At 61.2% G+C, this 12,421-nt stretch carries 12 protein-coding genes; 8 read left to right on the forward strand and 4 right to left on the reverse strand.

Annotated features, from left to right (window positions below; translation table 11 throughout):
- Positions 1-84 precede the first annotated feature (84 nt).
- The 4 genes from RLCC275e_RS24065 to RLCC275e_RS24080 form a co-directional block, all read right to left on the reverse strand.
- Positions 85-1,032: a D-ribose ABC transporter substrate-binding protein gene (locus tag RLCC275e_RS24065; protein ID WP_033183191.1), complete on the reverse strand. Its 948-nt coding sequence runs from the start codon at positions 1,030-1,032 to the stop codon at positions 85-87.
- 112 nt (positions 1,033-1,144) lie between these two features.
- Complete coding sequence (locus tag RLCC275e_RS24070; protein ID WP_033183190.1) at positions 1,145-2,197, reverse strand: ABC transporter permease; 1,053 nt, start codon at positions 2,195-2,197, stop codon at positions 1,145-1,147.
- A gap of 22 nt (positions 2,198-2,219) precedes the next feature.
- Positions 2,220-3,764 carry a sugar ABC transporter ATP-binding protein gene (locus RLCC275e_RS24075; RefSeq protein ID WP_033183189.1) on the reverse strand — a complete coding sequence of 515 codons (1,545 nt, stop codon included), beginning with the start codon at positions 3,762-3,764 and terminating at the stop codon, positions 2,220-2,222.
- Positions 3,761-4,417 carry a DUF2291 domain-containing protein gene (locus RLCC275e_RS24080; RefSeq protein ID WP_033183490.1) on the reverse strand — a complete coding sequence of 219 codons (657 nt, stop codon included), beginning with the start codon at positions 4,415-4,417 and terminating at the stop codon, positions 3,761-3,763. The genes RLCC275e_RS24075 and RLCC275e_RS24080 overlap by 4 nt, the downstream gene beginning before the upstream one ends.
- A 49-nt stretch (positions 4,418-4,466) precedes the next feature.
- Between RLCC275e_RS24080 and RLCC275e_RS24085 the strand changes: the two genes are divergently transcribed.
- The 8 genes from RLCC275e_RS24085 (at position 4,467) to derI (ending at position 12,384) form a co-directional block, all read left to right on the forward strand.
- Complete coding sequence (locus RLCC275e_RS24085) at positions 4,467-4,670, forward strand: hypothetical protein (protein WP_245485136.1); 204 nt, start codon at positions 4,467-4,469, stop codon at positions 4,668-4,670.
- Between the two features lie 535 nt (positions 4,671-5,205).
- Complete coding sequence (locus tag RLCC275e_RS24090; RefSeq protein ID WP_033183188.1) at positions 5,206-6,780, forward strand: FGGY-family carbohydrate kinase; 1,575 nt, start codon at positions 5,206-5,208, stop codon at positions 6,778-6,780.
- A gap of 31 nt (positions 6,781-6,811) precedes the next feature.
- Positions 6,812-8,323, forward strand: a complete 1,512-nt coding sequence (locus RLCC275e_RS24095; RefSeq protein ID WP_033183187.1) for a glycerol-3-phosphate dehydrogenase — start codon at positions 6,812-6,814, stop codon at positions 8,321-8,323.
- An 11-nt stretch (positions 8,324-8,334) separates the two neighbouring features.
- Positions 8,335-9,267 carry a sugar phosphate isomerase/epimerase family protein gene (locus tag RLCC275e_RS24100; RefSeq protein ID WP_033183186.1) on the forward strand — a complete coding sequence of 311 codons (933 nt, stop codon included), beginning with the start codon at positions 8,335-8,337 and terminating at the stop codon, positions 9,265-9,267.
- A 70-nt stretch (positions 9,268-9,337) separates the two neighbouring features.
- The gene (locus tag RLCC275e_RS24105) at positions 9,338-10,273 is read left to right on the forward strand and encodes a sugar-binding transcriptional regulator (protein ID WP_033183185.1); all 936 of its coding nucleotides are present in this window, start codon (positions 9,338-9,340) and stop codon (positions 10,271-10,273) included.
- 100 nt (positions 10,274-10,373) lie between these two features.
- The gene (locus RLCC275e_RS24110) at positions 10,374-11,150 is read left to right on the forward strand and encodes a DeoR/GlpR family DNA-binding transcription regulator (protein ID WP_033183184.1); all 777 of its coding nucleotides are present in this window, start codon (positions 10,374-10,376) and stop codon (positions 11,148-11,150) included.
- The gene (locus tag RLCC275e_RS24115; protein WP_033183183.1) at positions 11,147-11,917 is read left to right on the forward strand and encodes a triose-phosphate isomerase; all 771 of its coding nucleotides are present in this window, start codon (positions 11,147-11,149) and stop codon (positions 11,915-11,917) included. Before RLCC275e_RS24110 ends, RLCC275e_RS24115 begins: the two co-directional genes overlap by 4 nt.
- Positions 11,918-11,928: 11 nt before the next feature.
- The gene (derI, locus tag RLCC275e_RS24120; RefSeq protein ID WP_003562478.1) at positions 11,929-12,384 is read left to right on the forward strand and encodes a D-erythrulose-4-phosphate isomerase; all 456 of its coding nucleotides are present in this window, start codon (positions 11,929-11,931) and stop codon (positions 12,382-12,384) included.
- Positions 12,385-12,421 lie beyond the last annotated feature (37 nt).

Consider the following 12,421-nt stretch of genomic DNA (forward strand, 5'->3'; position numbering starts at 1 on the left):
AAGGCGAAGCGCAACCGGCGGTGGATCGTCGGCCATCGCTTCCAGCATGAAAATGAGGGCGCTCTTGCGAGCGCCCTTTACCGTTTACTGCGCCAGGACGAACGGGCCGGTGTACTTGTCGATGTTGTCCTTGGTGATCAACAGGCAATCGAAGAGCTGCTTCTCGCTCTTGGCACCCGTGTTACCCGTCTTGATCAGGCTGTCGGCCTGCTTGACGGCTTCTTCGGAGAAGACGGCAACCGGTTGGAGGACGGTGTATTGGAGTTCGCCCGCCTTGATGGCAGCAACGGCATCCGGCGAACCGTCAAAGCCGCCGACCTTCACATTGGCGAGCTTGCCGGCTTCCTTGAGTGCGGCGATCGCACCGAGCGCCATTTCGTCATTGCCCGAGATGACGCCGACGATATCCGGGTTGGCCTGCAGCATGGACTGCATCTTGTTGTGGCCCTGGGTGCGGTCCCAGTTGGCAACTTCCTTGGCGACCTTCTTCAGATCCGGATACTGCGAAAGGACAGTCTCGTAGCCATTCGACCGCGTCGCGGCGTTGTTGTCGGACGGAGCGCCGAAGAGTTCCGCATAATTGCCCTTGTCGCCGATCGCTTCGACCCATTGCTGCGCGCCGAGGGCGGCACCCTGGGCGTTGTTGGAAACAAGCTGCGCCTTCGCCAGGCCTTCCTGGTTGATTTCGGCGTTGACGAGGATGACCGGGATGCCGGCAGCAACGGCCTTCTTGACCGCACCGACGGAACCGTCGGCATTTGCCGGGTCGAGGATGATCGCCACCGACTTGTTGGTGATCGCCGTATCGATCAGGTTGCTTTCGGTGTTGGTGTCACCCTTGTGGGCGTTGACCGAGGCCGTGTAGCCCAGCTTTTCGGCAGTTGCCTTGGCGACATTGCCTTCCGTCAGCCAATAGGGATTCGACGGATCGTTGACGATGATCGTCATCATGCCCGCTGCCCAAGCCGAGCTTGCAAGAAGCGGTGCTACGGCCGCGGCGGCCAGAAGTATGCGCATGCCTTTCTTAAACATAGTCTCTCTCCCATTCGTGAGCTCAGTTATTGCCGGTGATCCGGCGTTGCTTTCCCCAATCGGCTTTCCTGGACTCCAGCCTGCCGTCGTGGATAAGTTTCGGTCTCAGCCGTCAGGACGATTTGACCCGGCGGCCGTATTGGATGCTGTTCATGAGGACGGCGAGAACGATCACAGCGCCGGTAAATACGGTCTGCCAGTAGGCCGAGACGCCGATGATCACGAGGCCGTCCGAAAGGAAGCCGATGACGAAGGCGCCGAGCATGGTGCCGCGAACCGTACCGCGGCCGCCGGTCAGCGCCGCGCCGCCGATGACCACGGCTGCGATCGCCGTCAGTTCGTAGGTTGTGCCTGCCGTCGGACCGGCGGAGGTCAGCTGCGAGGAGAGGACCAGGCCGGCGATCGCGGCACAGACGCCCGAAAGCACATAGACGATGATCTTCACGCGCTTGACCGGGACGCCGGAGAGGTCGGCGGCACGCTCGTTGCCACCTGAGGCGTAGAGCCAGCGGCCGAAGGCGGTGCGGCTCAGCACGATGCCGCAAACGATGGCGAGAACCGCAAGCACGATGACCCCGATCGGAATGCCTGCTAGCCGGTTGAAGCCGAGCCAGTCGAAGCCGGTATTGCCGAGTTCCGGACGGCCGCCGAGATTATTGTAGGTCAGGCCGTTGGTCATCAGCAGCGCGATACCGCGGGCCACGTAGAGCACGCCGAGTGAGGCGACGAAGGCCGGCACCTTGAGATAGGCGATCAGCACGCCGTTGACCGCACCGACCAGCGCACCGAGCGCACATGTGATGACGACGACGGCCCAGACCGGCGGATAGAGGATGACGCCGAAATAGGTGAGCGTGACGCCGTGCATCAGGAAACCGGCGATGCAACCTGCAAGCCCCAGCGTCGAGCCGACCGACAGGTCGATGCCGCCATTCAGGATGACGAGCAGCATGCCGATCGCCAGAATGCCGAAGATCGCGACGTGCGACGCCATGATCAGGAAGTTGTTCAGCGTGAAGTAATAGGGCGACAGGAACGAGAAGACCGCGATGATGACGATCAGCGCGAAGAAGGCCCGGCCCTCCAGGATGAGACGCACGATATTGGTATTGCGCTTCGGCCCGCTGGAAACTGATTTCTTTTCGGTGACGTTCGTGACTGACATAATCAGTGCTCCATAATCCAGGCTAGTGCGCGATCACGGCTTCGCCGGAGGCGGCCATGATCTTTTCCTTGGTGACATCCGAGCCGAACTCGGCCGATATCCTGCCACGGTGCATGACGATGATGCGGTGTGCGATACTCAGGCATTCATTGACTTCGGACGTCGAATAGATGACCGCCAATCCCTGCTTGGCGCGCTCCGCGAGCAATTTGAAAACTTCCGCCTTGGCGCCGATGTCGATGCCGCGGCTTGGCTCATCGAGCAAGATGACCTTCGGCTGGGTTGCCAGCATCTTGCCGATGACGACTTTCTGCTGGTTGCCGCCGGAGAGCGAGCCGATCGAAGCCGCACCGCCATCGGTTTTCACATGCACCCGCCGGATCGCGTCATTGACGAGATCGCGCTCCCGATGGCCGGAGGTGAAAAGCCCTTTGGTGAAGGCGCGGATACTCGCAAGCGACAGATTGGAACCGACCGTCATCGTCTGGACGAGGCCGTCTCGCTGGCGATCTTCGGGAACAAGCACGAGACCGCTGGCAATGCGCCTGGCGATGCTGAGCCCACTGACGTCCTGTCCTTCGAGCAGAACTTGTCCGCCACTTGCGCGCAAACGTCCGGCAATGCATTCGAGCAATTCCGTGCGCCCGGCGCCCATCAGCCCGTAGATGCAGACGATCTCACCGGCACGCACCTTGAGAGACAGACGATCGACTGCATTATAGGCAGCGCCGGAGGGGCCGGGGACACTGAGGTTTTCGATGGAAAGCGAGACGTCACCGAACGGGTGACCTTGCGGCGGGCTGCCAAGGTCGAAGTTCTCGCCGACCATGTTGCGGACGATCCATTCGAGATCGATATCCTTGCGCTCGGCATAGGCCGTCATGTTTCCGTCGCGCAGAACGACGGCGTGATTGGTGATCTGCAGCGCCTCTTCCAGATGATGCGAGATGTAGACGATCGACACGCCGCGGCTCGTCAGGTCGTGGATGACCTTGAAGAGCACTTCCACTTCCGTCGCACTCAGCGCCGAGGTCGGCTCGTCCATGATCAGGATGCGGGAATTGACGGAGAGGGCTCGTGCAATCTCGACGATCTGCTGCTGGCCGAGGCGAAGATCCTCGACGCGCGTCAGCGGATCGATGTCTTCCTCGAGCTCTTCCATGAGCGCCCGGGTCTGACGCTCCTCTTCAGCGAAGTCGACGACACCGCCCTTGATGATCTCCCGGCCCATGAAAATATTGTCACGAACACTGAGATTGGGGGCGAGACTGAGCTCCTGGTGAATGATCGAGATGCCGCACTCGCGCGCATGGGTCGACGAGCTAAAGCTGATCGGCGAGCCGTCGAGAATGATCTCGCCGGAGCTTGGCTGCGCCACACCCGAAAGGATCTTCATCAAGGTCGACTTGCCCGCGCCGTTCTCTCCGAACAGCGTTGTGACCTGGCCGCGATGGATGTCGAAGTTCACTCCCTTGAGGGCGTGAACGCTGCCGTAGGATTTTGCGATGTTGCGGGCAGCGAGAACGACCTCGCCTTTCGCCCCGTTGCTGCGTTGCGGCTGGCTCATTTGAGCTCGACCTTCACCGGCGTGACGAGCCAGTTCTTCGGGTTGATGAGCTTGAAGACGCCGACCACGGTCGCCTGCTTTCCGTCCAGGGCGTCAGCATCCAGGCCTGCGAAAACCGCCTTCTTCATCTCGTTATTGATGGCCGAGCCGGCATCCTGATACTGGATCTGGTTGGTAAACTGGCCGAATTCGATGGTGCCGGTTGCATCGCGGAGGTCCGTGCCGTTGACCGCAGGGCCGGTCTGGACACGGACCACCGTCTCGGGAGGCAACCCATCGATCTTCATTTCGTTGGTGTTCGACTTGCGGGCGCCGAAAACGCCCGTCAGCGTGACGGGAATGACCGGTCCGGTGCTCGTCGCAGTGCCGTATTTCTCGGCCGCCGCCTTCTTGTCGGCGGCAATGGCGGCCGCGAGATCGGCGGCCGCAACGGCCCGCTCCTCGACATTTGCCTTGATCTTCGGGAACTGCTCGGCGCCGAAGGTTTCTGGAGAGAATGCCTGCTGGCGGACATCGTTTTCGGAACCGATCTTGACGACCGTCGTATCGAACGCGATCGCTGCAACGACGACCACCGCCAACGCCGCGCTGACAAGGAGCCCGCGATTGCCGCTGCTCGGCTTTGATGCTGCATGATCGGGCGAGGTACTCATGTCTGGACGGCCTTTGGCTTGGAATGGCAAGATGGAGAGCGCTAGCGCGATGATGATCGCAGGCGCGCTGAAGCATTGCGCCGCACCGGAACAGAAACCGGCGGGCCACCCGCAAGAGCGCAACTCTGGACGAAAATTCGCATTGGAAGCCTCCTCAACAAGACCGGCGGGTGTCTCCTCCAACCGCCTGAGCCTGCAAATTCTCCATCAGGAAGCGCACTTCCGTGATAGAAGTATGTTACTTATGCCGTAAATGATGTTATATATTTTATAAACTGTCAACGGCACTTTCGCGGCAACTCGACTGAAATGCACGACCTCACATCTTGTTCATCACGCTGCGGTGCAGCAAAAAGTGACAGCAAATGCAGACGACTTCACGCTTGTCATTCTACCGAATTATGGCAACATCTCTCTGTTTTAAATGCAAAATTTTACAGATCGAGCATTGCGCGCATTACCGTTTTCGATGCTGCACGCCGATAGCCAGGTGGCGCGGAAGTAAACTCCTCGCTCTCTCATTTTAGATGAAAAAAATTACATCGCCAGAAAAATCTTACTGGCATTGTGGTATCTTTATGTTATGTTTTCGAGCGAAGTTAGGGAGGTTTCGGCTGCACGCCAGATCTGGGATTTGCCAAAGGCGGCGCGCTTGCCGCTACCCGTTAAAGGACCGAGGTTGGCAGCCGGATGACATCCCAGAGTTTAGGGATCGGGAGGACTTCAGATGAATTTGATGTGCGTATTGCCTGCCGCGGCGCTTGTGATGGTGGCGAGATAGGCCTGCAATGACATCGACCCAGAAGATCATCATTGGCATAGATGCCGGCACCTCGGTCATCAAGGCCGTCGCCTTCGATCTGTCCGGACGCCAGATTGCCACGGCCTCCGTTCGCAACAGATACACCACCGGAGACGATGGCTCGGCAACGCAGTCGCTCGATCAGACCTGGCTCGATTGCGCCAGTGCGTTGCGTGGTCTCGGCGAAAATGTCCCTGATCTTGCGTCACGCACCGCAGCCATCGCCGTCACCGGACAGGGCGACGGCACATGGCTCGTCGGCCGCGGCAATAGGCCGGTTGCCGATGCCTGGCTGTGGCTCGACGCGCGCGCCGCGCCGACAGTCACGTCGCTTGCCGGCGGAACCCAGAACCGTGCCCGCTTCGAAGCAACCGGCACCGGCCTCAACACTTGCCAGCAGGGCGCGCAGCTTGCCCATATGGACCGCTTCACGCCGGATCTTCTCGATCGGGCGGAGACGGCGCTGCACTGCAAGGACTGGCTCTATCTCAACCTCACAGGCGTGCGGGCAACCGATCCATCGGAGGCGAGTTTCACCTTCGGCAATTTCAGGACGCGCCAGTATGATGCCGTCGTGATCGACGCGCTCGGCCTTGACCACAGACGCAGGCTCCTGCCCGAAATCATCGACGGCAGCGAGATCAGCCACCCGCTGGCATCGGAGGCGGCGAAGGCCTGCGGGCTTCTTGCCGGAACGCCGGTCTGTCTCGGCTATGTCGACATGGTGATGACGGCGCTTGGTGCAGGCGTGCGCAGCGGCGCTCGCAACGCCGCCTGCTCGACGATCGGCTCGACCGGCGTGCACTTGCGCGCCAAGTCCGTTGCCGACGTTCAGTTCAATCGTGAGGGCACCGGCTATGTGATCGCCCTGCCCATCCCCGGCATCGTCACTCAGGTCCAGACGAATATGGGCGCCACGATCAACATCGACTGGATCCTCGACGTCGCCGCCTATCTGATGGCCGAGGCCGGCAAGCCTGCTTCGCATGCAGACCTCATTGCGCGCATCGACGGCTGGTTTGCAGAAAGCCGACCGGGGTCGGTACTTTACCATCCCTATATTTCCGAAGCGGGCGAACGTGGGCCTTTCGTCAACGCCAATGCGCGCGCGGGCTTCACCGGGCTTTCGATGCGTCACGGCTTCCCCGACTTGCTGCGCAGCGTGGTCGAAGGGTTAGGGCTTGCCACGCGCGACTGCTACGCGGCGATGGGTGCGATGCCCGAAGAGCTGCGGGTCACGGGTGGGGCAACACGCTCCATCGCTCTTCGCCGTTCACTCTCGGCCGCCGTTAACGCACCGATCCGCCAGTCGCGCCGCGAAGAGACGGGGGCGGCCGGCGTGGCGATGATGGCCGCGGTGGCTGTCGGCGTCTATTCCAGCATGGACGATTGCATAGCCGACTGGGTGACGCCGCTGCTCGGCGATCCGGAGACAACGGACGCCAGCGAGGCCCATCGGTTCGACCGGCTCTTTTCCGCCTATACCGATGTGCGCCAGGCAATGGCGCCCGCCTGGGATAAGCTTGCCGAAGCCGCGACGACGTCGCCGCTGGGCGCGTAATTCTGATGCAGCAGGATCGAAGGAGCATGACATGACTGAACTCGAACTCCTGGATCTCTTCGTCATCGGCGGAGGCATCAACGGCGCGGGGATAGCACGCGATGCTGCCGGCCGCGGCCTGAAGGTCGTGCTGTGCGAAAAGGACGATCTGGCCCAGGGAACCTCGTCGCGCTCGGGCAAGCTGGTGCATGGCGGCCTGCGTTACCTCGAATATTACGAATTCCGCTTGGTACGTGAGGCGCTGATCGAGCGTGAAGTGCTGCTCAATGCCGCGCCGCATATCATCTGGCCGATGCGCTTCGTCCTGCCGCACAGCCCTGAGGATCGCCCCGCATGGCTCGTGCGGCTCGGCCTTTTCCTCTACGATCATCTCGGCGGCCGCAAGAAGTTGCCTGGGACGCGCACGCTCAACCTGCTCCGCGACCCGGAAGGCACGCCGATCCTCGATCAATACACACGCGGCTTTGAATATTCCGATTGCTGGGTCGACGACGCCCGCCTCGTGACCTTGAATGCGGTCAGCGCAGCGGAAAACGGCGCTCTGGTACTGACCCGCTCGCCGGCCGTGTCGGCCCGTCGCGAGAATGGCGGTTGGACCGTGGTCACCAAAAGCAACGCCACGGGAGAGACGCGAACCTTCCGTGCCAAATGTCTAGTGAACTGCGCCGGCCCCTGGGTGATGGACATCATCAATCGCGTCGCTGGTTCGAACTCCGGCCGCAACGTCCGCCTCGTCAAGGGCAGCCACATCATCGTGCCGAAGTTCTGGGCGGGCGCCAATGCCTATCTGGTGCAGAACCACGACAAACGCGTCATTTTCATCAATCCCTACGAGGGCGACAAGGCGCTGATTGGGACGACCGATATCGCGTACGAAGGCCGGGCCGAGGATGTTGCCGCCGACGAGACGGAGATCGAGTATCTGCTCAAGGCGGTCAATCGCTACTTCAAGGAAAAGCTGCGTCGGCAGGATGTGCTGCACAGCTTCTCCGGCGTGCGTCCGCTGTTTGACGATGGGAAGGGTAATCCGTCCGCCGTTACCCGCGACTATGTCTTCGATCTCGACGAGTCAGGCGGCGCTCCGCTGCTCAACGTCTTCGGCGGCAAGATCACCACATTTCGCGAGCTCGCCGAACGCGGCATGCAGCGCCTGAAGCACATCTTCCCGAACATGGGAGGCGACTGGACGGAGAAAGCGCCGCTGCCCGGCGGCGAAATTCCGAATGCCGATTACGAGAGCTTTGCCAATAGCCTGCGCGATATCTATCCCTGGATGCCGCGCAAGCTCGTGCATCACTACGGCCGTCTCTATGGCGCCCGCGCCAGGAATGTGGTTGCCGGCGCGACGGGCTTAGAAGCGCTCGGGCGGCATTTCGGCGGACAGCTCTACGAGGCCGAGGCCCGCTATCTCGTCGCCACGGAATGGGCCGAAACGGCCGACGACATCCTCTATCGCCGCACCAAACACTATCTCCATCTGAACGAAGCGGAGCGCGCGGTCTTTGGCGAGTGGTTTGCTTCCACCCGCCTTGCCGCCGCCTGAAGGATGCCGCCATGCCGCTGACCCTTTCGCTCAATACCAATCCGCTGGTGAATCGCTTCGCCGACCCAGACGACCTCATCGACACGGTGGCGCGTGATTTGCGGATCCGCGACCTCCAGCTTACCCACGAATTCATCAATCCGAGCTGGCAGGCGCCGATCATCCGCCGCCTGACGCGCACGATGAGCGCTGCGCTGAAGCGCACGGGGGTACGGGTCACCTCGGGCATGACCGGCCCCTATGGGCGTCTCAACCATTTCGGACATCCGGATGCCGATGTGCGCCGCTACTACATCGATTGGTTTAAGACCTTTGCCGACATCACCGCCGATCTCGGCGGCCACTCTGTCGGCACGCAATTTGCGATCTTCACCTATAAGGACTTCGACGATCCGGCCAGACGCGAGGAACTGATCAAGATCGCCATCGATTGTTGGGCTGATGTCGCCGAGCACGCGCGCGCCGCAGGCCTCTCCTACATGTTCTGGGAGCCGATGAGCATCGGCCGCGAGTTCGGCGAGACGATCGGCGCTTGCCTGTCGCTGCAGGAGCGGCTGACATCGGCCGGCATGGCCATTCCGATGTGGATGATGGCGGATATCGATCATGGCGACATCACCTCCGCCAATCCCGACGACTACGACCCCTATGCCTGGGCGCGCGCCGTCCCGCCGGTGTCGCCGATCATGCACATCAAGCAGAGCCTGATGGACAAGGGCGGGCACCGGCCCTTTACCGCCGAATTCAACGCTAAGGGCCGCATCCAGCCGGCACCTCTGTTGCAGGCGCTGGCCGAAGGTGGAGCAAAGGACAATGAGATCTGCCTGGAACTCTCCTTCAAGGAACGCGAGCCGAACGATCGCCAGGTCATCCCGCAGATTGCCGAAAGCGTCGCCTTCTGGGCGCCGCATATCGACACCGGCGTCGCCGACTTGAACATCTGAGGCGGAGATCTTTAAAAGGCAGCACTGCGATACGGCGGAATCGCCGCAGGACCTTCGAAAAGGAGCCGTGATGACGGACGCCGATGATACGCTTGCCGTGCGTGCTGCCTGGCTTCACTATGCCGGTGGTCTGACGCAGTCCGACGTTGCGCGCCGCCTCGGCGTGCCGTCGGTGAAGGCCCATCGCCTGATCGCAAGAGCGGTTGCCGATGGCGTGGTCAAAGTCACCATCGACGGGGATATCGTCGAATGCGTCGAGCTGGAGATGCGGCTTTCGGAACGGTTTGGGCTTCAATATTGCGAGGTCGCACCCGATCTCGGCGAGGAAGGCTTGCCGCTGCGCGCACTCGGCCATGCCGGCGCCGGTTATCTCAAGCGCGAGATCGAGCGCGGCGACAATACGGTCATCGGCCTTGGTCATGGCCGCACGCTTTCCGCCGCCGTCCAATATATGCCGAGGGTGAGCGCGAAGAACCTGCGTTTCGTCTCCTTGCTTGGGGGGCTGACACGAAACTACGGCGCCAATCCCTATGACGTGATGCATCGCATCGCCGAAAAGACCGGCGCCCATGCCTATGTCATGCCGGTTCCCTTTTTCGCCAATACCGGCGAGGACCGCGAAGTGCTGAAGGCGCAACGTGCCGTCAAGGAGGTCTTCGACCTTGCCAACAATGCCGATCTGAAGCTCGTCGGCCTGGGAACTGTCGATGCCGAGGCGCAGCTCGTCTTGTCCGGCATGGTTGAACCCGGTGAAATCGACGACATTGCCGCGGCAGGCGGCGTCGGCGAAATCCTCGGACATTTTTTCGACGCCGATGGCCATATCCTTGACACCGCGCTGACGGCGCGCACGCTCTCCGCGTCTTTTCCCAAGACCAAGAAAGAGCGGCTCGTGGCGCTGGCGGGCGGACAGTCGAAAGTGCCGGCCATCCAGGCAATTCTGAATAGTCGGCGTCTTTTCGGGCTGATCACCGACGAGCGAACCGCGCAGGCATTATTGAAGTAGCGATCGAAAGCAACAATATTTGATCGCAAAATAACATAAGTGATGTTGATTATCACGTGTGTTCCGTTATCTTAACATCAAACGAGGGTGGAGAGCGGGCATGAGGCGGGAAGAGCGGCAGCAGTTGATCGTCAACCTGCTCGTCGAAAACAAGACCGTCGATCTCGACGACCTTGCCGATCGCTTCACCGTGTCAAAGATGACGATCCATCGCGATCTCGACGATCTCGAGCAGGCGGGCGTCCTGCGCAAGGTTCGCGGCGGTGCGACCATTGATGCCGGAACGCAGTTCGAAAGCGACTTCCGCATTCGCGAGCGCCAGGGCAACGAGGCCAAGCTGGCCATGGCGCAGACCGCACTGGAACTGGTCGAGCCGGGGATGACGGTGATGGTAAATGACGGCTCGATGGCGGCCGTGCTTGGCGAAATGCTGCTGCAGAAGCGGCCGCTGACGTTGATCACCAACAATGCGGCGATCATGGAGCGGCTGAAAGGCGAAGCCGGCATCACCCTGATTGCGCTTGGCGGCATCTACTCGGCGAAATTCAACGCCTATCTCGGCGTCGTCACCGAGGAGGCATTGTCGCGGCTGAGGGCCGACATTGCCTTCATTTCAACGCCTGCCGTCAGCGGCAGGCTGGCCTATCACATGGACGACAACGTCGTGCGCGCCAAGCGGGCAATGATCGCGTCCTCGACCAGGACCTGCCTTCTGGTCAATCATCAGCGCATCGGCCACACCGCCCTGCATGTCATGGCGGATCTGGCCGATTTGGACGCGATTATCACCGACAGCGCACCCGATGCTGCTGTCTTGGAGGAATTCGAGCAGGCGGGCATCACGCTCACCATTGCATCAACGCAGGATCCGACATGACCGAAACGCCGCGCTTCTGGATTGGCACCAGCTGGAAGATGAACAAGACGCTTGCTGAAGCCGAACACTTCGCCCGCGGTCTCGAAGCTGCCGATGCCGCACGCGACCCGCGCATCCAGCGCTTCGTCATTCCGCCCTTCACCGCCGTCCGCGAGGTCAAGGCGATGCTTGCCAAGACCTCGGTGAAGGTCGGCGCGCAGAACATGCATTGGGCCGACCAGGGTGCCTGGACCGGCGAAGTCTCGCCGGCAATGCTGAAGGACTGCAATCTCGATCTCGTCGAGCTCGGCCATTCCGAGCGGCGCGAACATTTTGGAGAGACCGACGAGACTGTGGGTCTGAAGACCGAAGCGGCCGTTCGCCACGGTCTCATTCCATTGATCTGCATTGGCGAGACGCTTTTCGACCGCGAAAGCGGAAAGGCTGCCGACATCCTCGCAACCCAGGTGCGCGGCGCGCTATCGAAACTTTCCAGCGCCCAAAAGGCTGCCGAAATCCTACTCGCCTACGAGCCGGTCTGGGCGATCGGCGAGAAGGGCATCCCGGCGACCGCAGATTATGCAGATGCGCGCCAGTCTGAAATCATCGCCGTTGCCGAAGCTGTGCTGGGCCGGAAGATCCCCTGCCTTTATGGCGGGTCGGTCAACCCGCAGAACTGCGAAGAACTGATCTTGAGCCCGCATATCGACGGGCTCTTCATCGGCCGTTCGGCCTGGAATGTCGAAGGTTACCTCGACATCCTGGCCAGATGCGCCGCCAAACTCTGAGGAGAAAGACAATGAAGCTTGCCATTGCAGGAGACAGCGCCGGCGAAGGCCTCGCCAAGGTTCTGGCCGACCATCTGAAGGACCGCTTCGACGTGTACGAAGTCTCGCGCACCAGCGCCGGTGCCGATCCTTTCTACGCCAACCTCTCGGACCGCGTTGCCTCAGGCGTCATCGACGGCACCTACGACAAGGCGATCCTCGTTTGTGGCACCGGCATCGGCGTCTGCATCTCGGCCAACAAGGTTCCGGGCATCCGCGCCGCCCTGACGCACGACACCTATTCTGCCGAGCGTGCCGCGCTTTCCAACAATGCGCAGATCATCACCATGGGAGCCCGCGTCATCGGAACGGAGCTTGCAAAGTCGATCGCTGATGCGTTTCTTGCCCAGACCTTCGACGAGAACGGCCGTTCTGCCGGTAACGTCAAGGCCATGGATGATCTCGACGCGAAGTACAGCGCCCGTTGAGGAATGCTGACGCTGATGCCGGGCCGGAGCGTGTTCG

The organism is Rhizobium brockwellii (assembly GCF_000769405.2).
Classification (GTDB): Bacteria; Pseudomonadota; Alphaproteobacteria; order Rhizobiales; family Rhizobiaceae; genus Rhizobium; species Rhizobium brockwellii.

What these genes read in the sequence shown, in the direction of transcription:
- RLCC275e_RS24065 (WP_033183191.1), bottom strand. Translation starts at nt 1,032, where the DNA reads ATGTTTAAGAAAGGCATGCGCATACTTCTGGCCGCCGCGGCCGTAGCA.
- RLCC275e_RS24070 (WP_033183190.1), bottom strand. Translation starts at nt 2,197, where the DNA reads ATGTCAGTCACGAACGTCACCGAAAAGAAATCAGTTTCCAGCGGGCCG.
- RLCC275e_RS24075 (WP_033183189.1), bottom strand. Translation starts at nt 3,764, where the DNA reads ATGAGCCAGCCGCAACGCAGCAACGGGGCGAAAGGCGAGGTCGTTCTC.
- RLCC275e_RS24080 (WP_033183490.1), bottom strand. Translation starts at nt 4,417, where the DNA reads ATGAGTACCTCGCCCGATCATGCAGCATCAAAGCCGAGCAGCGGCAAT.
- RLCC275e_RS24085 (WP_245485136.1), top strand. Translation starts at nt 4,467, where the DNA reads ATGATGATCGCAGGCGCGCTGAAGCATTGCGCCGCACCGGAACAGAAA.
- RLCC275e_RS24090 (WP_033183188.1), top strand. Translation starts at nt 5,206, where the DNA reads ATGACATCGACCCAGAAGATCATCATTGGCATAGATGCCGGCACCTCG.
- RLCC275e_RS24095 (WP_033183187.1), top strand. Translation starts at nt 6,812, where the DNA reads ATGACTGAACTCGAACTCCTGGATCTCTTCGTCATCGGCGGAGGCATC.
- RLCC275e_RS24100 (WP_033183186.1), top strand. Translation starts at nt 8,335, where the DNA reads ATGCCGCTGACCCTTTCGCTCAATACCAATCCGCTGGTGAATCGCTTC.
- RLCC275e_RS24105 (WP_033183185.1), top strand. Translation starts at nt 9,338, where the DNA reads ATGACGGACGCCGATGATACGCTTGCCGTGCGTGCTGCCTGGCTTCAC.
- RLCC275e_RS24110 (WP_033183184.1), top strand. Translation starts at nt 10,374, where the DNA reads ATGAGGCGGGAAGAGCGGCAGCAGTTGATCGTCAACCTGCTCGTCGAA.
- RLCC275e_RS24115 (WP_033183183.1), top strand. Translation starts at nt 11,147, where the DNA reads ATGACCGAAACGCCGCGCTTCTGGATTGGCACCAGCTGGAAGATGAAC.
- derI (WP_003562478.1), top strand. Translation starts at nt 11,929, where the DNA reads ATGAAGCTTGCCATTGCAGGAGACAGCGCCGGCGAAGGCCTCGCCAAG.